This window comes from Kitasatospora sp. NPDC034533 (assembly GCF_055575155.1).
The window spans coordinates 1-21,732 of the sequence record NZ_JBVITE010000009.1 but is presented as its reverse complement, the minus strand read 5'-3'; the positions used below and the strand labels follow the sequence as shown (position 1 = coordinate 21,732).

The window sequence follows — 21,732 nt, the reverse complement described above, 5'->3', positions numbered from 1 at the left end:
ACCCCCCCCCCCCCCCCCCCCCCCCCCCCCCCCCCCCCCCCCCCCACCCCCCCCCCTCCCCCCCCCCCCCCCCCCCCCCCCCCCCCCCTCCCCTCCCCTCCCCCCCCCCCCCCCCCCCCCCCCCCCCCCCCCCGCCGTTCCCGCTCTCTCAGTGAGCCCGGCCGCCCTCCTGACGCGGATCGCCCCGCACCGCCGGTTCGGCCCCGGGAGCCGGGGCGGCGGCGGTCCAGTAGGCCCGGTCCTCGGGACGGCGCCTGCGCAGGTCCTCCCGGACCTCGCCGGCCAGCCGGCGGGTGTCGCGGCGGTTCATGGTGGCGCCGATGCCGGCGCCGACGAGCAGCGGGGTCACCGCCGGCAGGTGGCGCAGCGAGCTGCGGGTCAGCCGGTGGCCGACCTGCCGGCGCACCTCCGAACCGATCGCCAGCGCGGCGAAGCCCGCCGGCCGCACCAGCAGCCCCGCGTCGATCCCCCGGCGGTTGGCCCAGGCTCCGAGGTAGGCGCCGGCCCGCTGGGTGGCGGTGCCCTGGGCCGGGGTGCCGTAGACCTCGTGCAGCTCGGCGATCAGCTTGACCTCCAGAGCCGCCACCGCGAGCGTCTCCGCCGCGATCTCCACCGGCATCGCGGGCGGCACCGGCAGCATCGCCGCGGCGCCGACGCCCGCGCCGAGCGCGCCGGAGGCCCGGACGGCACCGGCGACCAGCCGGTCGGCCAGTTCCTCCGCGAAGGCGGCGTCCGGGTGCTGCGCCCGCAGGGTGGCGAGGTCGCGCACCGGAATCCGCGGCGCGGCCTGCACCAGCTGTTCGGTCAGCGCCTTGCCGCCGAGCGCGGCGCCCTTGGCCGCTCCCCGGGCGGCGGCGCGGCCCCCGTGGCCGATCAGCCGGGCGGCGTGCAGCACCACGGCCCGGCCTCGGCCGCGCTGCTTCGCCGCGTACTCGGCGACCGGTCCCCGGCCGATCGGCTGCTCGGACGCCTCGACCAGTTCGGCGAGCCGCTCGGTGAGGTCGGGCTCGGCTGCCCCGGGCACGGGCGGACCGGGCGCGGTCGACTCGGGCTCGGGCACACCGGGCACGGGCGGCCCGGACGAGGTCGACTCGGGCCCGGCCGACTCGGGCCCGGCTACCTCGGGCACAGCCGATTCGGGCACGGGCGGACCGGACTTGGCGGGTGGCCGGGAGCGTCCCGGTCTACGGAAGACTGCCATGGGAATCCGGTACCCCTTTCGCGACGGCTTTCACGACGACGCCACGGCCCGGGCCGGCTACTCGGCGACCTCCACCCCGCGCCAGAAGGCCACCCGGTCGCGCACGTGCTCGGCCTCGGGCTTCGGGTCGGCGTAGAACCAGGCGGCGTCCGGGTTGGTCCGCCCGTCCACCTCCAGGGTGTAGTAGCTCGCGGTGCCCTTCCAGGGGCACATCGTGGTGGTCTCCGAGGGCCGCAGGTACTCGCTGCGCACCGCCTCGGCCGGGAAGTAGTGGTTGCCCTCCACGACGACGGTCCGGTCACTCTCGGCGATCACGACGCCCTGCCAACTCGCTGTGGTCATAGGGAGATTGTGCCTGACCAGGGCGCCGTGCGCCCGGGGGTCGCGGGCACCGGCCCGGTGGTCAGGGCAGCGGGTGGGCGTTCACCGGCAGGTGCGGGCTCTGGTGTCCGCCGCTGGCGAGCATCCGGACCTCCCCGGCGTCGCTGATCTCGGCCCGGACGATGCCGGTCTCGTCCTCGTAGATCGGGTGCCCGCCCGGGCCGGTCGCATCGGTCCGGGTGACCTCCACGACGTCCTGCGGCGCCTGGGCGCCCGGGGTGCCGGGGAAGGTGAGGAGGTAGCGTTCGGCGGGGTTCATCACCTGCTCCTGCCTGTCCGACTGCCTGTTCGGACCGCGCGTTCCGACCGCCCGCTCCGACCGCCCGCTCCGTCCGTCCGGTGGTCAGTCCAGCGGTCAGTCCCGGGCTCTCCGGGGGCCGTCCGGCTTCCTATCCGACGGCTTCGACGGGCTCGGCGGCCCGGGCGTGCGAGCCGCGGACCTCCAGCTCGGCGAGCAGCCGGGCGGTGGCCTCCGCGACCGCCTCCACGGCCCGGTCGAAGGCCTCCCGGTTGTGCGCCGCGGGGGCGCGGAAGCCGGACACCTTCCGGACGTACTGGAGCGCGGCGGCGTGGAAGTCCTCCTCGTCGGCGTCGGGCGTCACGGGGGGTCGCAGCGTCTTGATGTTGCGGCACATGCCCCCAGTCTCCCGCGCGGGAGCCGCGTCGGCGACTCCCTCCCGGTCGCACGCGCGTCACGCGCACCTCACACGCACCTCACAGGGCCGTCATCCGAGCGGATTAGGATGCCGGACGAACGAATTCATCCCGCCGCGCGCTCCCCGGTCCGTCGGCATCACTCCGGAGTCCCCCCTTGCCTCTCGCGCTGCTCGCGCTGGCCGTCACCGCGTTCGCCATCGGAACCACCGAATTCGCCGCCATGGGGCTCCTCCCCCAGGTCGCCGACAGCCTCCACGTCTCCATCCCGCAGGCGGGCTGGCTGATCTCGGCGTACGCGCTGGGGGTGGTGGTCGGTGCGCCGCTGCTCACCGCGCTGGCCGCCGGGCGGCCGCGCAAGGCCGTGCTGGTGGCGCTGGCCGGGCTGTTCGCGACCGGCAACCTGCTGTGCGCGGTGGCCCCGGACTTCTGGACGCTGGCCGCCGCCCGGCTGGTCACCGGGCTGCCGCATGGCGCCTTCTTCGGGGCGGGCGCGGTGGCGGCGGCCGAACTGGTCGCACCGGACCGGCGGGCCCGGGCGGTGGCCGTGATGTTCTCCGGGCTGACCGTCGCCAACATCGTCGGCGTCCCGGCCGCCACCCTGCTCGGCCAGCACCTGGGCTGGCGGGCGACCATGCTGGTGGTGGTGCTGATCGCGGCCGCCGGGACGCTCGCCATCGCCCGCCTGGTGCCCGCGCTCCCCTCCCCCGGCCAGTCCGGGCTCCGGCACGAGCTGGGCGCGTTCCGCAACGGGCAGCTCTGGCTGGCGCTGGCCACCGTGGTGTTCGGCTGCGGAGGCTTCTTCGCCTGCTACAGCTACATCGCGCCGCTGCTCACCGAGGTCTCCGGATACGCCACCGGCTCGGTGACCCTGGTGCTGGCGCTGTTCGGGGTCGGCATGACGATCGGCAACGTGCTGGGCGGGTTCGCCGCCGACCGGGCGCTGCGCCCCACCGTCTGCGCGGCCTTCGTGCTGCTCTCCGCGACCCTGGCGCTGTTCGCCGTGACCGCGCACGCCCGCTGGTCGGCCGCCGTCACGGTGGTGCTGATCGGGCTGTTCGGCTTCGCGATCGTGCCGGCCGTGCAGACCCTGGTGCTCCAGAAGGCGCGCAGCGCGCCGACCCTGGCCTCGGCGACGGTCCAGGGCGCCTTCAACCTGGCCAACGCCCAGGGCGCGTACTTCGGTGGGGTGGCGCTGGCCGCCGGGCTCGGCTGGACCTCGCCGACGCTGGTCGGCGCGGGCCTGGCCGCCGCCGGCGCGGTGATCGCGGTGCTCGCCTGGGCCTCCGACCGCCGCCGGCCCGCCCCGGTCCCGGCGGAACCGGCGGCGAACCAAGCGGCGATCCCGGTGGCGGACCCGACGGCGACGGCGGTGAGCGCCGCCTAGCCAGCGTGGCTAGACCTCCCGGTGGGCCTCGGCGAGCAGCTGGTAGCCGGCGCCGTTGGCCTTGATGCCCGCCTTCTCGTCCTCGGTCAGCTCGCGGCGGACCTTGGCCGGGACGCCGGCGACCAGCGAGCCGGGCGGGACGGCCATGCCCTGCGGCACCACCGCGCCGGCCGCCACCAGCGAGCCGGTGCCGATCCGGGCGCCGTTGAGCACGGTGGCGTTCATGCCCACCAGCACGTCGTCCTCGACCGTGCAGCCGTGCAGCACGGCGTTGTGGCCGACCGAGATCCGCTCGCCGACCACCAGCGGGAAGCCGGGGTCGGCGTGCAGGGTGCAGTTGTCCTGGATGTTGCTGCCCGCGCCGACGGTGATCGACTCGGCGTCGCCGCGCAGCACCGCGCCGTACCAGACGCTCGCGCCGGCCGCCACCGTCACGTCCCCGACCACGACCGCGTTCGGCGCCACGAAGGCGCCCGGGTCGACGGCGGGCGCCTTGCCCCCGACTGCGGCGATCAGCGGCTCTGCCATGGCTCGTCCTCCTGGTGACGGTGTGGGCGGTGTGGGCCTCGTGCCGCCGGTCAGCGTAGGGGGTCGGCTACGGCGCCGTGCGGGCGAGGTCCGGTCCGGCCCCGGCGGAGCGGGCGCCGCACAGGGCGGTCACAGCCACCTCGCGCCAGGCGGCGTTGGCGGTGTCCTGGTCAGGGGTGTCGTAGAACGTGGTGTTCGCGGCGAACTCGCGCCTGCCGTCCGGGGAGGCCAGCATCATCGTGCTGTAGCCGGGGATGCCCCCGGCGTGGCCCCAGAACGGCCCGCACGGGGTGTCCAGGCGCTGGAGGCCGAGGCCGTACGTCCGGCCCTCTCCGTGGGCGGTGGTCTCCTTCATCGCGGCGAGTTCGGCCGGGCGCAGCAGGCGGCCGCCGAGCAGGGCGTCGAGGAAGGCGGTCAGGTCGGTGGTGGTGGAGATGCCGCCGCCGGCGGAGCCGGCCATGGAGGGGTTGAGCTCGGTGACGTCGACCGGCCCGGTGGCCGTCTTGACGTAGGCGTGGGCGTGCGGGCCCGGGATGAACGGGAGGTCGCCGGGCATCCAGGTACTGGTGAGCCGCAGCGGGCGGATGATCCGACGGGTGACCTCGTCGTTCCAGCGGTGGCCGGTGAGCTTCTCGATGATCATCCCGATCAGGATGTAGTTGGTGTTGGAGTACTGCCAGTCCTGGCCGGGGGCGAAGGCCGGCGGGTACTTGTCGGCGAGGGCCACCAGGTCCCGCAGGCGGTAGGAGGTGTAGCGGCCGCCGGCCAGCCACTGGTCCCCGAACTCGAAGGCCGGGTCCTGGGTGTAGTCGGCGACGCCGCTGGTGTGGTTGAGCAGCTGCCGGACTGTGATCTCGGCGCTGTTCGGGACGATTCCCGGCAGCAGGGACTCCAGGCGGTCGTCGAGGCCCAGCCGGCGCTCGCCGACGAGTTGGAGCAGCGTGGTGGAGACGAAGGTCTTGGTGGCGCTGCCGATCCGGAAGGCGCCGCGCGGGTCGGCGGGTTCGCCGGTGGCGAGTTCGGCGACGCCGGTGGCGTTGCTCCAGGCCAGCCGGCCGTTCTCCCGGACGGCGCCGAGGGCGGAGGTGGAGTAGCCGGGGCCGGTCATCCCGGCGAGGGCCGCGTCGGCGGCCTGCCAGTCGGCCTGGCGCGCCGGGGTGCCGGCGGCGGCCGGGGGGTCGGCGGGCCGGGCGGCGGCGGCCGGGGCGAGCGCGGCGAGCAGGCCCGCGCCGACGGCGGTCGCGACGGCGGCGCGCAGGGCCGGCCGACGGCGTCCGGCGGCCGGGGTGGGGGCGCTCCGGGCGGCGTACGGGGCGGTCCGGGCGGTCGGGTCGGCGGTCATGCCGGCCTCCCTGTTCGGGGTCATGGCGATGTCAACCAGGTTCCTGGCTACGCTTTCTGACAATCTGCCAGGCTCCCGGCGGCCGTCACCGGCCCGTGGGAGGAGCCGACCCCCGAACGGTCCCGGAGCCGTACCCCCGAACTGTCTCGGGGTACGGCTCCGGGTCCTTCCAGGGGTACCCGCGTCAGCCGAGCGGGGCCTTGGTGCGCAGGATCTCAAGGAAGGCGCGCAGCCAGGCCGGGTGGTCGGGCCAGGCGCGGGCCGAGACGACCACGCCGTCCACCACCGCCTCGCCGTCGACGAACTCGGCGCCCGCCGCCTTGATGTCGGGGGCCAGGGCCGGGTAGGCGGCGGTGCGGCGGCCGTCCAGGAGGCCGGCCGCGGCGGTGATCAGCGGGCCGTGGCAGATCTGGGCGACGGGCTTGTCCTCGGCGAAGAAGTGCCGGGCGATGCGCTGCACGTCGGGGTCGTTGCGCAGGTACTCGGGGGCCCGGCCGCCGGGGATGACGAGGGCCGCGTACTCGGCCGGGTCGACGTCGGCGAAGGCGAGGTCGGCGGGCCAGGTATAGCCGGGCGTCTCGGTGTAGGTGTCGAACCCCTCGACGAAGTCGTGCACCACGAACCGGAGGCGCTTCCTGGTGGGGGCGGCGATGTCGACCTGGTAGCCCTCCTCGCGAAGCCGCTGGTAGGGGTAGAACACCTCCAGTGATTCGGCGGCGTCCCCGGTGACGAGCAGGATCTTCGATGTCATCGCCGACATCCCTCCACGTGGTCGAGCCTCAGGTCGGGTACGGGCGCCGGGCGGTGGCGAACGGCCCGGGCCCCGGTCCAACCTCCCGTACGGGCCGCACCGCAGGCAACGGGGCGCACCGGGCGTGCAACGGCGCATACGGAGGCGCGTGCGCCGGTTGCGGGGAGTGCGCGCCGGTCGACCGCCCGACTGCGGGGACCGGCCGCCCGCGTCCTAGACTCCTGCTGCCCACGACCGTCCTGCCCCGGAGGAGCCCATGCCGGACCGCACCACCCACCTCGTCCTCCCCGGCTACCGGAACTCCGGCCCCGACCACTGGCAGACCCGTTGGGAGGCCGCCGAGCCGCAGTCCTTCCGCCGGGTCGAGCAGGCGGACTGGGACCACCCGCGGCGGGCGGACTGGGTGGCCCGGCTGGACGCGGCGGTGGCCGCGGCCGCCGCCGAGGGCCCGGTGGTGCTGGTCGCCCACAGCCTGGGCTGCGTCACCGCGGCTCACTGGGCGGCCACCGCGCCGGCCGAGCGGACCGCCGCCGTCCGGGGCGCGCTGCTGGTGGCCCCGGCGGACGTCGACACCGCCGAGGTCCCGGAGCTGGTGGACTTCCGTCCGGTGGCGCTGGAGCCCCTCCTGTTCCCGGCCGTCGTGGTCTCCTCGACCGACGACCCGTGGGTGTCCGCCGAGCGGGCCCGCGCCTTCGCCGCGGCCTGGGGCGCCCGGTACGTCGAGCCGGGCGCGTACGGGCACCTCAACGCCGAGTCCGGGCTGGGCGACTGGCCGGAGGGCCGCGAGCTGCTCGCTGGGCTGTGACCGCGGCGACGGGGGGAACGGGGGCACCGGGACGATGAACCGGAAGACGAGGACCGGGCGCGGTCCGCGGGCCAGGCGCGTCCTGGTCCGGCTGCTGGCGGCGGGCGGGCTGACCGCCGTCCTGCTCTACACCGAGGGGCAGTGGGAGAGCCGGTCGGGCGGGCGGATGCTGGTCGCCGACCTGCTCAACCGGCCGGAGCTGCTGCTCGGCGGGGCGCTGGCCGCGCTGATCGCGGCCGCCTGGCTGGGCGACCTGCGCGCCGCGGTGCGGACGGCCACCCGGGCCGTCACGGTGACCGCCGGGGTGGTGTTCCTGCTCGGCGTGCTGTCCGCCCACAAGGTGTCGGCGGCGGAGACCCGCAGCCGGGAGGGTGCCCCGGCCGGGGCCGAGAGCGTCCTGGTGGTGGTGCACCGCTCGTACGCCACCGGGCCGGGGGCGGGCGAGCACTGGCAGGTGCTGCTGGAGAGCGGCGCGGGGTGGTCGGCCCGGCGCTGGTCGCTCGCGGACGTCGGCGGGGGCCCGGACGACGCCCGGCTGGTGGAGGCGAGCTGGACCGGGCGCACGCAGATCACCGTGGTGACCGACTCCTACCGGCGGGTGTTCAACCTCGACCAGGACAGCGGGGAGCCGGTCGAGGCGCGGTGAGCCCGTCGGCGCGCGGGAGGTCGGCTCACCCCCGGCCCAGGCCCAGCGCGTGGGCGCCGAGCGCCAGCAGCGCCGCGTTGCCGGCCGCGCCCAGCGCGGTGGCGGACAGGAAGCGGGCCGCCGTGCCCTCCGGGAGGGGGTTGAGGGTCATCGCGGACAGGAAGCCCGGCATCGTCCACACCACCGCCGTCCACTGCCACCGGGCGCCGCCGCCGGGTGTCCCGGCGCGGAGCTCCCGGGCGGCGGCGAGGCCGATCAGCAGGGAGCCCGCCAGGTAGCCGGTCGAGGGGCAGAGGACGGCGGGGACGCCGAGGAGGCTGTGCGGCATGCGGCCATCGTCCGCCGACCGGTGCCGGCTCCGCATGAGTACGGGTACTCATGCGGGGCCGGGCGGTCACCGGTCCTCGCGGTCAGTGCTCCTCCGGGGTCAGTGCTCCTCACGGTCACCGGCCGTCGCGGTCACTGGTCCTCCGAGCCGGTGGCGCCGGGCTGCGCGGACGGCGCGGTGCGCTCGGGGGCCGGGTTGACGCCGCGCGGCCTGCCGGTGCCCGTGGGCGCACCGGTGCAGCCGGCCGGTCCCGGTGAGCCGCCGGTGGTGGCGCAGTTGCCGTCCCGCCGCACCGGATCCGGGATGTAGACCGTGGTGAACTCCTTCTCCGGCATGCCGCGGACCGCGTCGCTCATCGCCTGCTGCCAGATCGGCCCGGGGCCGGTGGCGCCGAAGACCTCGGCCTGGTACTTGCCGCCGATCCGGATGTTGCGCATCGGCACCTTGGTGCCCGGGCTGCCCAGCCAGACCGAGCCCGCCAGGTTGCCGGTGTAACCGGTGAACCAGGCCGACTTCTTCTCGTCCGTGGTGCCGGTCTTGCCGGCGATCTGGCGGCCGTCGTCCAGGCCGAGGTCCCGCGCGGTGCCGCCCTTCTCCGTCACCCCGAGCAGCACGCTGTTGATCACGTCGGCGGTGTCCTCGGACATCGCCGACGTGCACCTGGCCGGCGGCACCGGGACGTCCGCGCCGGCCACGGTGGTGATCCGGCTGATCGCCACCGGCGCGCAGTAGGTGCCCCGGGCGGCGAAGGTCGCGTACACGTTCGCCATGGTCAGCGGGCTGACCTCCTGGGTGCCGAGGCCGAGGGCGGGCACCTCCTGGAGCGGATCGCCGCTCGCCTTGCCCGTCATGCCCAGCTTGTCGGCCATCTGCTTGACCGCACAGAGGCCGATCTCCTGCTCCATCTGCACGAAGTAGGTGTTCACCGAGAGCGCCATCGCCTGCTTGAGCTCGTACGGGCCGACCTCGGAGGCGCTCTCGTTGGGGATGGTCCCCTCCTTCTTGCCCTTGTTGACGTTCTTCCAGGTGCCGTCGCAGGTCCTCATCGTGGGCCAGTCCATCCGGTTGGGCGAGTCGTACCGCTGGGTGGGCGGCAGACCGGCCTCCAGGGCCGCGGCGGCCACGATCGGCTTGAAGTTGGAGCCGGGCTGGAAGCCGATGCCGCCGCCCATCGCCGCGTCCACGTTGTAGTTGACGACGGTCTCGTTCTTCTCCTTGGCCAGGCCGTACGGTCGGGTCTGTGCCATCGCCAGGATCTTGCCGCTGCCGGGCTCGACCATCGTCATCGCCGCCGAGACCGGGTCGGTGACGTACACCTTGGTGGAGACGGCCTTCTGGGCGGCGGCCTGCTTGTCCGGGTCCAGGGTGGTGTAGATGTTCAGGCCTCCGGTGTCCCACAGCTTCTTGCGGTCGGCCGCGCTCTTGCCGAACGCCGGGTCCTGCTTGACCACGTGGCGCACGTAGTCGCAGAAGAAGCCCATCCCGGCCTGGGCGGTGATGCAACCATTCTGCGGGTCCTTGTAGTTGAGGCCGAGCGGGGCGGCCTTCGCCTCCTTGGCCTGCGCCGCGGTGATGTGCTTGTTCTCCACCATCTTGTCCAGGACGGTGTCGCGGCGCTTCTGGGCGGCCACCGGGTGGAGCTTCGGGTCGTACTGGGACGGGTTCTGCACCAGACCGGCGAGCATCGCCGCCTCGGGGAGGTTCAGGTCCTTGGCGTCCTTGCTGAAGTAGCGCTCGGAGGCGGCCTGGATGCCGTACGCCTGGTGGCCGTAGAAGGTGATGTTCAGGTAGTTGGTGAGGATCTGCTCCTTGGTCAGGTCCTCCTCCAGCTTGATGGCGTACCGGAGTTCCTGGATCTTGCGGCCGAGCGTCTTGCGCTGCGCCTCGCGCACCGCCTCCACGTCGTCCCCGGCCTTCTCGACGTTGACGTTCTTCACGTACTGCTGGGTCAGCGTGGAGGCCCCCTGCACGGTGGCGCCGCTCTCCGCGTTCTTGCTGATCGCGCGCAGGATGCCCTTGAGGTCGACGGCGCCGTGCTCGTAGAAGCGGGCGTCCTCGATGTCCACCTGCGCCGTGCGGATCAGCGGGGACATCTGGTCGGCGGATATGACGGTGCGGTCGCGCTCGTACACCTTGGCGATCAGGCCGCCCTTGGCGTCGAAGATCTGCGTCGCCTGGCTCAGCGGCGGGGCCTTGAAGTCGTCCGGAATGCTCTCGAAGCCCTCGACGGTGTCCTTCGCCCCGAGGCCGACGGCCCCGGCCGCCGGGAGGATCAGGCCCGCCAGCAGCACGCCGCCCAGCACGCTCGCGCCGAGGAAGGTGGCCGCGTGGCCCAGGATGCCGAGCGGGGTCTCGCGGCGCCTCGGGCGGGGCACCCAGGTGTCGCCCGGGCCCGAGGCGGCGGGTATGCGGCTCTTCGGTGACATAGATCGAACATTACGGCCGTCAACAGGCCCTGTGGAGCGGGTATTGGCGAAGGATTGTCACAAAATCGCGACGGATTCGACTCATCTCCGAGGGCCGAACGGGCGTGCCCGCCGGCGCGGGGTCGTTCGCCCCCGGCTGGTCGCTCCGGCGGGCGGGCTCACCCTTGGCCCGGGGTCTCGCTCAGCCTGCCGGGCAGAAGACGTCCCGGGCCGGGCGCCGGCCGGTGACCAGGTAGTCCGTCACCACCCGGTCGCCGCAGGCGTTCCCGTTGGCCCGGTACACGTCGTGGCCGCCCGAGTCCACCGTCACCATCCGGGCCCGGTCGCCGAACGCCGCCCGCAGCTTGAGCGCACCGCCGTACGGGGTGGCGGGGTCGCGCAGGTTCTGCGCCAGCAGGACGTTCGCCGGGCCCCGGTCGGTGACCCGCACCGGCGGCTCGGCGGGCGCGAACGGCCAGAAGGCGCAGGGCATCACGTTCACCGGCATGCCCGCGGTGAGCGGACGGGCGGCGCGGTCGGCGGCGACCGCCTTCTCGTACCCGGCCAGGTCGGCGGGCCAGCTCACGTCGTTGCAGAGGGTGGCGGCCGAGGCCGCGATGTGGTTCTGCATCACCTCGTCGGGCGGCGACACGGGCGCGGGCAGCGGGCGGCGGCCCAGACCGGCCAGGACCAGCCCGGCGAGGACGGGGAACCTCTTGTCGGAGTTCAGGCTCTGCAGCATCGTCTCGCGCAGGACGTTGCCGTTCAGCTCCGCCGGGTTGGCGCCCGGCCACGGGACCGGCGCGCGGTCCAGGCGGGCGGCGAGGTCGAGGAAGAGCGGGCGGACCTCCTCCGGGGTGTCCGCGATCCGGTCCGGGTTGCCCGGCGCGGCGGCCCACTCGGCGAAGTCGGGGAAGCGGTCCTCGGTGCCCTGGCCGAAGGCCGCCTGCCAGCCGCGCCCGACCCGGGCCGGGTCCGGGTCGTCGTTGCTGTCCAGCACGATCCGGTCGGTCCGCTCGGGGAACATGGTGGCGTAGACGGCCCCCGCGTAGGTGCCGTACGAGGTGCCCCAGGCGGAGAGGCGGCTCTCGCCGAGGGCGCGCCGGATGCTGTCGATGTCGCGGGCCTCGTTCGCGGTGGAGACGCTGCGCAGCACCGGGCCGCCGTTGCGGGCGCAGGCCTCGGCGAAGCGGTGCCCGGTCGCGACGTTCCCGTCGATCGAGCCGTCGGCGGCGGGCCAGGGACGGAGGTTGACCCAGGCGAGGTCCGCGTGGTCCAGTCCGCAGCTGACCGGGGTGGAGCGGCCGACCCCGCGCGGATCGAAGCCGACCAGGTCGTAGCGGTCCCGGACCTGCTCCGGGATCTGGTCGAACTGGGTGGACGGGCGGTCCAGGCCGTTGTCGCCGGGGCCTCCGGGGATGATCAGCAGGACGCCGCGGCGCAGGCCGGGCTTGGCGGTGGCGATCCGGGAGACGGCGAGCGTGATCCGCTCGCCGTGCGGGTCCCGGTAGTCCAGGGGGACGCTCAGGTCCGCGCACCGCTGGCCCTGGTGGACCTGGCCCGTGCAGGTGGTCCAGGCGAGGCGGTCCGTTCCGGGCCGCTGGGAGTCGGCCGCGCCGGCGGGCACGGCGCTCAGCGCGGTGACGGCCAGGGCGGCGGCCGCGGTGACCGCGGCGGTGATGGTACGAGCAGGCTTCGGCATGCCCAGGATTCTTCTGCCGTACGGGACTTGGACCCATCCGGGCAGCGGGTCGGTCCGGGGTGGGGAAATCCCCCGGGAGGGGGTGGAGACCGCTCCCCGGGGGCGGTCTCCGGTCGCGGAGGGCGTGCGGGGCGGGGGGCGTGGAGCCGGCTCAGAGGCCGAGCAGGCCCGGGTCGGCGGCCAGGGCGCGCAGCGGCTCGCGCGGGTCGGCGACCAGTCTGCGCTCCGTCAGGTCGAGGATGCCGCCGACCCCGGTGATCTCGGCGGCCAGCACGCCGTCCTCGCGGACCAGCCGCTGCACCACCTGGAAGGTCTTGCCGTCGCGCCAGGTGAAGGAGCAGCCGACCTCCACCTCGTCACCGGCGCGCAGTTCCCGCAGGTACTTGACCGTGGTCTCCAGGATCACCGGGCCGATCCCCCGGGCGACCAGGTCCGTCTGGCGGATCCCGGCCGCCCGGAGGTACTCCCAGCGGGCGTGCTCGGCGTACTGGAGGTAGACCGCCTGGTTGAGATGGCCCTGGCTGTCGGTCTCGTAGCCGCGGACGGTGAGGTGCGTGGTGAAGTCCCGATCACTCATGCCCCGCACGCTACTCCGGGCCGCCCGGGCATCACCTCATGTCCTGCGCCACCCCGGCCACACGGTTCGTCCAGGCCCGCCCCGGCTCACCCGGGCAGGCCGGCGAGCAGCGCCGTCAGGGCGTCCGGCCGCTGGTCGACGGGCAGGTGCCCGACCTGGTGGAAGGCGCAGCCGAGCGCGGTCGCGCCGCCGTCACAGGTCAGGTCGTCGCCGACCATCAGGACCTCGGACGGGGCGAGGCCGAGCCGCTCGCAGGCGGTCTCGAAGATCACCGGATCGGGCTTCTGGGCGCCGACCTCGTAGGACAGCACGTAGGCGTCGACCAGGTCCGCCAGCCCGTGCTCGTGGAAGACCGGGCGCAGGTCCCAGCCGATGTTGCTCACCACCGCGACCGGCACGCCCCGGCGGCGCAGCGTGCGCAGCACGGCGGCGGTGTCCGGGTACGGGCGCCAACTCGCGGGCGCCAGGTGGGAGTCGTATAGGGCGTCCACGTCGAGGGCGGCGGGCGGCTCGGCGGCGCGGGTCAGCGCGGTGTACGCGGCGCGGTGCAGCTCGGGGGTCAAGTCCCTGGTGTCCCAGGCCTCCTGGACCTCCGGCGGGATGCGGCGCGGCGCCACGCCGCCCGGCAGTGCGCCGAACTCCTCCAGCCGGGCGACCAGTTCGGCCTCCTCGTGGGCCGGCAGTCGCAGGCCGGTGGCGGCGAGGTGGGCGGACAGCCACTCGGCGGTGGAGACGACCCTGAAGAGGGTGCCGGAGAAGTCGAACATCACGCCTGTGGTCATGGGGCCGAGCCTACGGCGTGGCGTGCGGCCGGGGCAGGGTGGGGCGGGCGGGGCGGGCCACGGGATCGAGCCCGGGGCGCGGTGTGCGGTCAGGGCAGGGTGAGGACGCGCGGGCCCTCCTCGGTGATGGCGACGGTGTGCTCGATGTGGGCGGCCCGGCGGCCGTCGACGGTGCGCAGGGTCCAGCCGTCCGGGTCGGTGCGGTAGTCGTCGCGGCCGCCGGCCAGCAGCATCGGCTCGATGGCCAGCACCAGGCCGGGGCGCAGCGGGTAACCCCGGCCCGGGCGGCCCTCGTTGGGCAGGTGCGGGTCCTCGTGCATCCGGCGGCCGATGCCGTGCCCGCCGTAGCCATCGAGCAGGCCGTACCGGGCGGCCCGGGCGGTGGTGCCGACGGCGTGGGCGATGTCCCCGGTGCGGTTGCCGACCACGGCGGCGGCGATGCCCGCCTCCAGGGCGCGCCGGGTGGTCTCGATCAGGGCGGTGTCCTCGGGCCGGGCGGTGCCGACGGTGAAGCTGACGGCCGAGTCTCCGGCCCAGCCGTCCAGGACGGCGCCGCAGTCGATGCTCACCAGGTCGCCGTCGCGCAGCCGGTAGCCGTCCGGGATGCCGTGCACCACGGCGTCGTTCACCGAGGCGCAGATGACCGCCGGGAACGGGACGGGGGCGAAGGAGGGGCGGTAGCCGAGGAACGGCGAGGTGGCCCCGGCGGCCTTGAGGACGCCGCGCGCCACCTCGTCCAGTTCCAGCAGGCTGACGCCGACGGTCGCGTGCTCCCGGACGGCGGCCAGTGCGTTCGCCACCACCCGCCCGGCCTCGCGCATCGCGGCCAGCGCGGTGTCCGACTTGAGTTCGACCATGGTGGGACCTCCCCTGGAACCAATTCTTATACCGGTATTTGTATCACGCTCCTGATGGGTGGCCGCCATCCGCCGCCCCCGGGGGCCCGGCCGGGGAGGAGGTGGCCCCCTGGTGGGGAGGTCTCGGGCACGCCCGAGGGCAGGGCCTAGACTCGACGCCATGGTGAGGACTCCGTTGACCCCGTGGGAGCGCGAGCGTGGGGAGCGCTTCGGGGCGCTGCTGCGTGAGGCGCGTGGTGATCGCAGCATGGTCGAGGTGGCGGCGATGGCCGGCGTCTCGGCGGAGACGCTGCGCAAGATCGAGACCGGACGGGCGCCGACGCCGGCCTTCTTCACCATCGCGGCGCTGGCCTTCGCGCTCGACCTGTCGCTGGACGAGCTGGCCACCGCCTGCGCGCTCCCGGCTGAAGGCGGGCACGGCGAGGCGCTCTCGGCCTGACGCGCGGCGGCCCGCCCGGCGCGGGGTGCGCGGGGCGGGCCGTCGTCGTGGTGCGTGCGGTGCCGTGGGTCAGCCGACCGAGCTGTTGTAGCTCTCGATCGCCGGCTGGAGCTCCTTCGCGGCATCGGCCAGCGCCTGCTGGGCCGGCTTGGTGCCGGCGATGGTCTGCTCGATCGCCGTCTCCACGCCCTTGCGGGCCTGCGGCATCACGCCGAGCAGGCAGCCGGCCGTGGCCGGGGTGGGCTTGGTGGCCTTGAGCTGGTCGATCGCGGTCTGGAACTGCGGGTACTTGGCGACCCACTCCTTGTCCTTGGGGTCGTCCAGGGACTTCTTGTTGACCGGGAAGTAGCCGGTGCCGGTGTGCCAGACGGCCTGCTGCTCGGGGGCGGAGACGAACTTCTCGAACTCCCAGGCCGCGCGCTTCTCGGCGTCCGAGTGGCCGGGGCCGCTGATCCACAGCGAGGCGCCGCCGATCACCGGGCCGCCCTGGTCGGCGGCGGTCACCTTCGGGAAGGCCGCGGTGCCGACGGTGAACTTCGCCGCCTCGGTGTAGCCGCGCAGCACGCCGGTGGACTCCAGGTGCATCGCGACCGTCCCGGCCTTGAACGCGGCCTGGGCGTCGTCGGTGGTGCGGCCGGTGTTGACCGCGTAGCCGCCCTTGACCAGGTCGGCCCACCACTGGACGATCCGGGCGCCCTGGGCGGAGTCGAAGACGACCTTGCCCGCCTTGCTGGTGCGGCCGTTGTCGTTGTCGCAGTACATGGCGCCGGACTCGGCGAGCAGCTGCTCCACGAACCAGCCGTAGATGGCCGCGCCGAAGCCGTAGCGGACGGTCTTGCCGTCGGCGTCCTTCTTGGTCAGCGTCTTGGCCAGCTCGCCCAGTTCGTCGAGGTCCTTGGGCGCCTGCGCCGGGTCGAGTCCGGCCTCCTTGAAGGCGTCGCTGTTCAGGTAGAGCAGCGGCATCGAGGAGTTGAACGGCATCGACTGGAGCTTGCCGCCGACCGAGTAGTAGTTGCGGATGTTGGCGTCCAGGTCGTCCAGCGAGTAGCCGTCCTTGTCGGCGAAGGCCTGGGCCGGGACGGTCTGCTTGGAGTCGATCATGAACCGGGTGCCGATGTCGTAGACCTGCGCCAGGGCGGGGGTGCCCTTCTGCTGCACCGCGGCCTTGTACTTGGTGACCAGCTCGTCGTACTTGCCCTGGAACTGCGCCTTGACCTCGATCTTGCCCTGGTGGGCGGCGTTGAACTGGCTGACCAGCCCGTTCAGCACCTCGGCGTTCTTGCCGGTCATCGAGTGCCAGAACTCGACGGTGGTGACGCCGGAGGCCTGGTCGAGCGCCTGGGCGCCGGGCGCGCCGGCCTCGGCGGAGCCGCCGGAGCCGGAGCCCGAGCCGCTGGAGCTACAGGCGGTCAGGGACAGGCCGGCCACCAGCAGGGCGGCGAGCGCGCGCGCACTCTTCTTCACGAGGGTTCTCTCTCTCGAACAGGTACGGAAGGACGGGGCGGAACGGGTGCGGTGGAACGGGTGCGGCACGGCGGACCGGCGGTCAGCGCACCGCGCCCGCGGTGAGGCCGCGGACGATGAAGCGCTGGCCGAAGACCACCAGGGCGAGGGTGGGCAGCAGCGAGAGCACGACACCGGCCAGGATCAGCCCGGGGTCGGCCATCTCGGCGTCGCGCAGCGAGGTCAGACCGATCTGGAGGGTCTGCATCTGCGCCGTGCGGGTGATGATCAGCGGCCAGAAGTACTGGTTCCAGGCCGACAGGAAGACGTAGATCGACAGCGCCGCGAGGGCCGGCTTGTTGAGCGGGACGACGATCCGCCACAGGAACCGCCAGTGGCCCGCCCCGTCGATCCGGGCGGCGTCGCGCAGTTCGCCGGGCAGCTGGCGGAACGCCTGGCGCAGCATGAAGGTGCCGAAGCCGGAGGCGAGGAAGGGCAGCACCAGGCCGAAGTAGGTGTTGCCGAGCCCCCAGCCGGACAGCGTCAGGTAGTTGGGGATGATGATGGCCTCCCACGGGACCATCAGGGTGGCCAGGAACACCCCGAACACCGCGGCCCGCGCCTTCATCGGCAGGAAGACGAAGGCGTACGCGGCGAGCACCGAGGTGAACAGCTGGGCGAGGGTGATGACGGTCGCCGTGATCGCCGAGTTGGCGTACTGACGGGCCAGCGGGATGGCGTCCACGGCGCCGGAGAAGTTCCGCCCGGTGACCGAGTGGGGCACCAACGCCGGAGGGTAGGAGGAGAGTTCGGACGGGCCCATGAAGGCGCCGGCGATCGCGTAGTAGACCGGGAAGGCCACGGTGACCACGGCGACGGCGAGCAGCAGGTAGACGGCGGCGCGGCCGAGCAGGTCGCGCGGGGAGCGCCCGGCGAGGGCGCGGACGCGCGGGCGGGGCGGCGCGGCCTCCGGCTTGGCGCCGGTGGTCAGGGTGGTCATGCGTAGTGCACCTTCCGCTCCAGGACGCCGAACTGGACGGCCGTGCAGGCGAGGACGACCACGAGCAGCACCACGGCCTGGGCGCTCGCGGTGCCGAAGTCGCTGGAGCCGTAGGCGAAGGCCTTCTCGTAGACGGAGTAGACGAGGGTCCGGGTGGAGCCGTCCGGCCCGCCCTTGGTGAGGATGTGGATCTGGCCGAAGCTCTGGAGCGCGTGGACGGTGGAGACCACCGTCAGGAAGAACAGGTTGGGACCGAGCATCGGGATGGTGATCGAGCGGGCCAGCCGCAGGCCGGAGGCACCGTCGATGCGGGCCGCCTCCACCACCTCCCCCGGGATCGAGCCGATGCCCGCGGAGAGCACCAGCACGTTGTAGCCGAGGTTCATCCAGACCGTGGTGACGGCCACCGAGAACAGCGCGTAGCGGGAGTCGGTCAGCCAGCCGATCGGGCCGAGGCCGACGTGCGAGAGCAGGCCGTTGAGCACCCCGCTGGCGGGGTTGAAGAACACCGCGAAGACCACCGAGGCGCTGGCCACCGAGAACGCGAAGGGCAGCGCGAAGGCCGAGCGCAGCAGCCGCACGCCCCGGATCCGGTTCTCCAGGAGCAGCACCAGCACCAGTGCGCCGAGCACCCCGGGCACCACGGTGAGCAGTGTGAACAGCGCCGTGGTCAGCAGGGTGCGGCCGAAGTCCGCCGAGGCGAACAGGTCGGTGTAGTGCTTCAGCCCGACGTAGCGGGAGGGCGCCCCGAAGAGGTCGTTGGCGTGTGCGCTCAGGTAGAGGGTCCGCCCCAGCGGGTAGCCGATGAAGAGGACGAAGACCACCAGGGAGGGCAGGAGGAAGGCCCAGGCGAGCCCGTGTTCGCCCCAGCGCCCTCCCCGGCGCGGTGCTGGGCTGCGGCCCGGGAGGGTCGCGGTGTGCGGTGCGGTCGGCATCTGTCGCGCGTCCGCCTTTCGTGATGTCGGTTCCGGCCGAAACCGTGTCCTGCCCACACGACGGCGCGGGAACCCCGCGATGATCAATGAGTGTCGCCGGGATTACGCGTTCGCGTCAGATCCGGCCGGACGTGCGCGGACGGGCCGTGGAGTGGCTGCCGTCCGGCGGTCGGGCGGCCCGGCGCGCTGTCGTGGGGGTGCCGTACGGTGCGCTGGTGGACGAAACGGAATTCGACTTCCCGGCCGCAATGGCCGAAAGTGTGCGCTCCCGTGCGGGCGCCTGGGCGCTCGTCAGGGGCTTCGCCGCGTACTGGGGCGAACCGCTGGGGCCGGGGGACGGCTTCACGGACGCGGAGCTGGACGCGGCCGAACGGCGGCTCGGCCTGCGGCTGCCGGTGGCGCTGCGCGAGGCGTACCGGCTGTTCGGCCGGCGCGCGGACCTGACCAGCAGTCACGACGTGCTGCTGACACCGGGGGAACTGCACGTGCTGGACGGCGCGTTGGTGTACCGCGCGGAGAACCAGGGCTGCATGCACTGGGGCGTGCCGCTGGCGGAGCTCGCCCGGGAGGACCCGCCGACGGTGGCCCGGCTCGATCTGGCGGACAAGTCGCAGGAGCGGTGGGAGCCTTGGGAGGATCGCTTCACGACGGCGGCCGTGACGATGGCGATGATGGAGAAGCTGCAGGAGGACGTCGAGCCGGCCGACTTCCTGGACTCCGCCGAGGATCTACCGGGCGGCCTGCGGGAGTTGCCGCCGCTCGGCCGTGACCTCCGCTGGTACCAGGGGCCGGAGGTGCTGGTCGGGGTGCTCGGCGAGGCCTGGGTGGTGGCCCGGGCACGTACCCCGCAGGCGCTGGAGGCGCTCCACGAGGACGTGCCCGGGGAGTGGCCGGCCGATTGACCGGCCGGGTGACCGGGTGGCCGACCAGCCTGACGGCCTGACGGTCAGGCGCTGATGCCGCCGTCCAGCACCAGGTCGGTGCCGACGGCGAAGCCCGACTCCGGCGAGGCGAGGTACAGGGCGGCGGCAGCCGCCTCCTCCAGGGCCCCGACCCGGCCCGTCGGGACCTCGGCGGCCATCCGCTCGGCCTTCGCCTCGGCGCTCTCACCGGGGTGGCTGGACATGCCGGTGTCCATCGGACCGGGGCTGAGCACGTTGATCCGCACGCCCTCGCCGATGTGGTCGCGGGCGGCGGTGCGGGTCAGCGCGGTGACGGCGGCCTTGCTGGCGGCGTAGGCACCGATGCCCTCGCCCCGCTTGTGGAAGCCCAGGCTGGAGGAGACGTTGACGATCGCTCCGCCGCCGTGGGCCCGCATGTGGCCGATCTGCGGCTGCATCGCCAGCAGGGTGCCGGTGACGTTGACGGCGAACACCCGCTGGAACTCGGCCTCGTCGATGTCGGCGACCTTGCCGGCGGCGCCGAACACCCCGGCGTTGTTGACGGCGACGTCCAGGCCGCCGAACCGCTCGACGGTCTCCCGGACCAGCCGGGCGGCATCCTGAGCGCTCGTCACATCGCCGGTGAGCGCGACCGCCTTGCCGCCGGCCCGCTCGATCAGGTCGACGGTCCCGGCGAGCGGGCCGGCGCCGCGACCGGCCACCGCGACCCGAGCGCCCTCCCGGGCGAAGGCGAGCGCGATGGCCCGGCCGATGCCGCTGCCGCCGCCGGTGACCAGGACGGACTTGTCGGCGAAACGCGTGGTCATGAGGTCGACTCCTTGGTCCGGGTGATGCGTTCGGGTGAGCTGGGGCCCGCGGTGCGGGACCGGGTGACGACGGCGCCACGGCCGGCCCCGCCGACCGCGGGCGGCGCGGTGCCGTACCCGCCGGTAGTGATGGCGGTCATGTAAAACCCTTCCCCCTATTGAGACCGTTCGGTCCAGAATGAGCGCAGCAGAAAGCGCCGACCGGAGTCGACGCGGTGTCAGCCCAGGAGCGTCAGCGCCTGCTCGGCGGCGTCCCGCGCCCGCGGCCCGCCGTCGGCGGCCTTCTCCACCACCCGGATGCCCTGGAGCAGCACCACCAGCATCCGGGCGAGCGCCCGCGGCTCCCGGCCGGCGGACAGTTCCCCCTGGGCCGCGGCGCGCACCAGGGCGGCGGTGAGCAGCGTCTCCAGCCGGTCGAAGCTCGCCTCCACCCGGCGCGAGGCGGCCGGATCGCGCGGGGCCACCTCCACCGCCGCGTTGGTGACGAAGCATCCGAGCCGGCGCTCCCCCTCCTCCGCCGCGGCGTAGTGGCGGACCAGCGCGCGGACCGCCGGCAGCGCCGGGCCGGGCTGGGACAGCTTCTCCAGCAGCACCGAGTCGCTCTGCTCGCAGTAGCGCTCCAGCGCCCGCAGGTAGAGCTCGTGCTTGCTGCCGAAGGTCGCGTAGAGGCTGGCCCGGGCGATGCCGAGCCGCTCGACCAGGTCGGCCATCGAGGTGGCCTCGTAGCCGCGCCGCCAGAACAGCTCCAGGGCCGCCTGCAGCGCCGCGTCCGGGTCGAATTCCTTCGTTCGCGCCATGCCGGGAACGCTAGCCCTTTCTGAACCGGTCGGTCAAGAAAGGGCGATCAGTGGTCCAGACCTGATCTCTGACGGAGCATTGCCAATTGGACTAGACCATAGCTACCCTTGCCGCTCCCCATTCCTCCTTCCCCCACAGGAGGCCTTGCACATGTCCACGTACCGCTCCACCTCTTCCAGGCAGGCCGCGGACGCCGCCAGACCCGTCGTGCTGACGGCGTTCCGGGTCGTCGTCGGCCTGCTCTTCGCCTGCCACGGCGCCGCCTCGCTGTTCGGCGTGCTCGGCGGCGCCAAGGGCGGCGGCACCGTCCCGTTCGGCCAGTGGCCGGGCTGGTGGGCCGCGCTGATCCAACTGGTCGGCGGCACCCTGGTGTTGCTCGGCGCCGGCACCAGGGTGGCGGCCCTGCTGTGCTCCGGCTCGATGGCCTACGCCTACTTCACCGTCCACCAGGAGCACGCCCTGCTGCCCCTGCAGAACGGGGGCGAGCCCTCGGCGATGTTCTGCTGGGCCTTCCTGGCCATCGCGGCGCTCGGCTCCGGCCCGTACGCCCTGGACCGCCTGCTCGCCCGCCGACCGGCGGCCGGCGCCGCCGAGCCGGCAGCCCGCCCGACGTCAGCGGTCTGACGGACCGTCCGCGGCGAGGTGGCGCTCGACCGAGGCGACCTTGGCGGTGAGGCCGTCGGTGACCCCGGCCCGGTCGTCGATCTTGATGACCGTGCTCACCCGGTTGCTGTGCGCCTTCACCGCCTCGATCGCCCGCTTGATCACCGGCATCACCTCGTCCCACTCCCCCTCGACGCTGGTGAACATCGCGTCCGTGCGGTTCGGGAGACCGCTCTCCCGCACCACCCGGACGGCGGCGGCCACCGCCTCCCCCACGTCCTCGCCGATCCCCAGCGGGGTCACCGAAAAGGCTGCGATCACGGCTCTGCACTCCTTGTGGTCGACGGCACTGGGGGGTGGGGGGGGGGGGGGGGGGGACAAGAGAAGGGGAGGGGGGGGGTTGGGTTTCCCCTAGCCCCCCCCCAACAAAGAAGACGAAGGTCGTACCACCCAAAGCCTT

General features: G+C 73.9%; 26 protein-coding genes. 6 read left to right on the top strand and 20 right to left on the bottom strand.

All coding sequences use genetic code 11. From position 1 onward, the window contains the following. Positions 1 to 148 precede the first annotated feature (148 nt). From ACZ55U_RS08970 to ACZ55U_RS08955, 4 genes are all read right to left on the bottom strand, one after another. Complete coding sequence (locus ACZ55U_RS08970) at positions 149 to 1,024, bottom strand: hypothetical protein (RefSeq protein WP_465523989.1); 876 nt, start codon at positions 1,022 to 1,024, stop codon at positions 149 to 151. Positions 1,025 to 1,258: 234 nt separating this feature from the next. Further along, on the bottom strand, positions 1,259 to 1,543 hold the full coding sequence (locus ACZ55U_RS08965; RefSeq protein ID WP_465523987.1) for a DUF427 domain-containing protein: 285 nt from the start codon (positions 1,541 to 1,543) through the stop codon (positions 1,259 to 1,261). Between the two features lie 61 nt (positions 1,544 to 1,604). Further along, a complete protein-coding gene (locus ACZ55U_RS08960; protein WP_465523985.1) occupies positions 1,605 to 1,841 on the bottom strand; it encodes a DUF6296 family protein in 237 nt (78 codons plus the stop codon). 130 nt (positions 1,842 to 1,971) lie between these two features. Beyond that, positions 1,972 to 2,217: a DUF2277 domain-containing protein gene (locus ACZ55U_RS08955; RefSeq protein ID WP_465523983.1), complete on the bottom strand. Its 246-nt coding sequence runs from the start codon at positions 2,215 to 2,217 to the stop codon at positions 1,972 to 1,974. A gap of 176 nt (positions 2,218 to 2,393) precedes the next feature. Between ACZ55U_RS08955 and ACZ55U_RS08950 the strand changes: the two genes are divergently transcribed. Continuing rightward, the gene (locus ACZ55U_RS08950) at positions 2,394 to 3,623 is read left to right on the top strand and encodes an MFS transporter (protein ID WP_465523981.1); all 1,230 of its coding nucleotides are present in this window, start codon (positions 2,394 to 2,396) and stop codon (positions 3,621 to 3,623) included. A 9-nt stretch (positions 3,624 to 3,632) separates the two neighbouring features. Here ACZ55U_RS08950 and ACZ55U_RS08945 read toward each other — a convergent pair whose 3' ends face one another. The 3 genes from ACZ55U_RS08945 to ACZ55U_RS08935 form a co-directional block, all read right to left on the bottom strand. Further along, a complete protein-coding gene (locus ACZ55U_RS08945) occupies positions 3,633 to 4,151 on the bottom strand; it encodes a gamma carbonic anhydrase family protein (protein WP_465523979.1) in 519 nt (172 codons plus the stop codon). Positions 4,152 to 4,218: 67 nt separating this feature from the next. Continuing rightward, positions 4,219 to 5,493: a serine hydrolase domain-containing protein gene (locus ACZ55U_RS08940; protein ID WP_465523977.1), complete on the bottom strand. Its 1,275-nt coding sequence runs from the start codon at positions 5,491 to 5,493 to the stop codon at positions 4,219 to 4,221. A gap of 184 nt (positions 5,494 to 5,677) precedes the next feature. Next, positions 5,678 to 6,244: a DJ-1/PfpI family protein gene (locus tag ACZ55U_RS08935; protein ID WP_465523975.1), complete on the bottom strand. Its 567-nt coding sequence runs from the start codon at positions 6,242 to 6,244 to the stop codon at positions 5,678 to 5,680. A 256-nt stretch (positions 6,245 to 6,500) separates the two neighbouring features. On the opposite strand from ACZ55U_RS08935, the gene ACZ55U_RS08930 reads away from it, so the two are divergent. Next, positions 6,501 to 7,049 (top strand): RBBP9/YdeN family alpha/beta hydrolase, encoded by a 549-nt coding sequence (locus tag ACZ55U_RS08930; RefSeq protein ID WP_465523973.1) that lies wholly within the window; start codon positions 6,501 to 6,503, stop codon positions 7,047 to 7,049. Between the two features lie 34 nt (positions 7,050 to 7,083). After that, positions 7,084 to 7,695 (top strand): hypothetical protein, encoded by a 612-nt coding sequence (locus ACZ55U_RS08925; RefSeq protein WP_465523971.1) that lies wholly within the window; start codon positions 7,084 to 7,086, stop codon positions 7,693 to 7,695. A 25-nt stretch (positions 7,696 to 7,720) separates the two neighbouring features. Here ACZ55U_RS08925 and ACZ55U_RS08920 read toward each other — a convergent pair whose 3' ends face one another. From ACZ55U_RS08920 to map, 6 genes are all read right to left on the bottom strand, one after another. Next, the gene (locus ACZ55U_RS08920; RefSeq protein WP_465523969.1) at positions 7,721 to 8,023 is read right to left on the bottom strand and encodes a hypothetical protein; all 303 of its coding nucleotides are present in this window, start codon (positions 8,021 to 8,023) and stop codon (positions 7,721 to 7,723) included. Positions 8,024 to 8,154: 131 nt separating this feature from the next. Continuing rightward, a complete protein-coding gene (locus ACZ55U_RS08915; protein ID WP_465523967.1) occupies positions 8,155 to 10,449 on the bottom strand; it encodes a transglycosylase domain-containing protein in 2,295 nt (764 codons plus the stop codon). Positions 10,450 to 10,630: 181 nt separating this feature from the next. Further along, a complete protein-coding gene (locus ACZ55U_RS08910) occupies positions 10,631 to 12,130 on the bottom strand; it encodes an alpha/beta hydrolase (RefSeq protein ID WP_465523965.1) in 1,500 nt (499 codons plus the stop codon). Positions 12,131 to 12,281: 151 nt separating this feature from the next. Then, positions 12,282 to 12,707, bottom strand: a complete 426-nt coding sequence (locus tag ACZ55U_RS08905) for an acyl-CoA thioesterase (RefSeq protein ID WP_465523963.1) — start codon at positions 12,705 to 12,707, stop codon at positions 12,282 to 12,284. An 86-nt stretch (positions 12,708 to 12,793) separates the two neighbouring features. Further along, positions 12,794 to 13,489 carry an HAD family hydrolase gene (locus ACZ55U_RS08900; RefSeq protein WP_465523961.1) on the bottom strand — a complete coding sequence of 232 codons (696 nt, stop codon included), beginning with the start codon at positions 13,487 to 13,489 and terminating at the stop codon, positions 12,794 to 12,796. 89 nt (positions 13,490 to 13,578) lie between these two features. Next, the gene (gene map / locus ACZ55U_RS08895; protein WP_465523959.1) at positions 13,579 to 14,346 is read right to left on the bottom strand and encodes a type I methionyl aminopeptidase; all 768 of its coding nucleotides are present in this window, start codon (positions 14,344 to 14,346) and stop codon (positions 13,579 to 13,581) included. A gap of 160 nt (positions 14,347 to 14,506) precedes the next feature. Here map and ACZ55U_RS08890 point away from each other — a divergent pair, with 160 nt between their 5' ends. After that, entirely contained in the window at positions 14,507 to 14,785 is a 279-nt protein-coding gene (locus tag ACZ55U_RS08890) for a helix-turn-helix domain-containing protein (protein ID WP_465523957.1), read from the top strand. A 69-nt stretch (positions 14,786 to 14,854) separates the two neighbouring features. On the opposite strand, the gene ACZ55U_RS08885 is transcribed toward ACZ55U_RS08890, so the two are convergent. From ACZ55U_RS08885 to ACZ55U_RS08875, 3 genes are all read right to left on the bottom strand, one after another. Continuing rightward, on the bottom strand, positions 14,855 to 16,249 hold the full coding sequence (locus ACZ55U_RS08885; protein WP_465523955.1) for an ABC transporter substrate-binding protein: 1,395 nt from the start codon (positions 16,247 to 16,249) through the stop codon (positions 14,855 to 14,857). An 82-nt stretch (positions 16,250 to 16,331) separates the two neighbouring features. Then, positions 16,332 to 17,228 (bottom strand): carbohydrate ABC transporter permease, encoded by an 897-nt coding sequence (locus ACZ55U_RS08880; RefSeq protein WP_465523954.1) that lies wholly within the window; start codon positions 17,226 to 17,228, stop codon positions 16,332 to 16,334. After that, positions 17,225 to 18,163, bottom strand: a complete 939-nt coding sequence (locus ACZ55U_RS08875) for a carbohydrate ABC transporter permease (RefSeq protein ID WP_465523953.1) — start codon at positions 18,161 to 18,163, stop codon at positions 17,225 to 17,227. The genes ACZ55U_RS08880 and ACZ55U_RS08875 overlap by 4 nt, the downstream gene beginning before the upstream one ends. Before the next feature lie 215 nt (positions 18,164 to 18,378). On the opposite strand from ACZ55U_RS08875, the gene ACZ55U_RS08870 reads away from it, so the two are divergent. Beyond that, positions 18,379 to 19,065, top strand: a complete 687-nt coding sequence (locus ACZ55U_RS08870) for an SMI1/KNR4 family protein (RefSeq protein ID WP_465523952.1) — start codon at positions 18,379 to 18,381, stop codon at positions 19,063 to 19,065. 44 nt (positions 19,066 to 19,109) lie between these two features. Here the strand turns inward: ACZ55U_RS08870 and ACZ55U_RS08865 are convergent, their stop codons facing one another. From ACZ55U_RS08865 to ACZ55U_RS08855, 3 genes are all read right to left on the bottom strand, one after another. Beyond that, entirely contained in the window at positions 19,110 to 19,871 is a 762-nt protein-coding gene (locus ACZ55U_RS08865; protein ID WP_465523950.1) for an SDR family NAD(P)-dependent oxidoreductase, read from the bottom strand. Then, positions 19,868 to 20,011, bottom strand: coding sequence for a hypothetical protein (locus ACZ55U_RS08860; RefSeq protein ID WP_465523948.1), 144 nt, complete (start codon positions 20,009 to 20,011; stop codon positions 19,868 to 19,870). The genes ACZ55U_RS08865 and ACZ55U_RS08860 overlap by 4 nt, the downstream gene beginning before the upstream one ends. A gap of 78 nt (positions 20,012 to 20,089) precedes the next feature. Continuing rightward, positions 20,090 to 20,668 carry a TetR/AcrR family transcriptional regulator gene (locus tag ACZ55U_RS08855; protein WP_465523946.1) on the bottom strand — a complete coding sequence of 193 codons (579 nt, stop codon included), beginning with the start codon at positions 20,666 to 20,668 and terminating at the stop codon, positions 20,090 to 20,092. A gap of 151 nt (positions 20,669 to 20,819) precedes the next feature. Here ACZ55U_RS08855 and ACZ55U_RS08850 point away from each other — a divergent pair, with 151 nt between their 5' ends. Then, positions 20,820 to 21,293, top strand: coding sequence for a DoxX family protein (locus ACZ55U_RS08850; protein ID WP_465523944.1), 474 nt, complete (start codon positions 20,820 to 20,822; stop codon positions 21,291 to 21,293). Here the strand turns inward: ACZ55U_RS08850 and ACZ55U_RS08845 are convergent. After that, positions 21,282 to 21,593 carry an MTH1187 family thiamine-binding protein gene (locus ACZ55U_RS08845; RefSeq protein WP_465523942.1) on the bottom strand — a complete coding sequence of 104 codons (312 nt, stop codon included), beginning with the start codon at positions 21,591 to 21,593 and terminating at the stop codon, positions 21,282 to 21,284. The two genes, ACZ55U_RS08850 and ACZ55U_RS08845, sit on opposite strands and share 12 nt — an antisense overlap. Positions 21,594 to 21,732 lie beyond the last annotated feature (139 nt).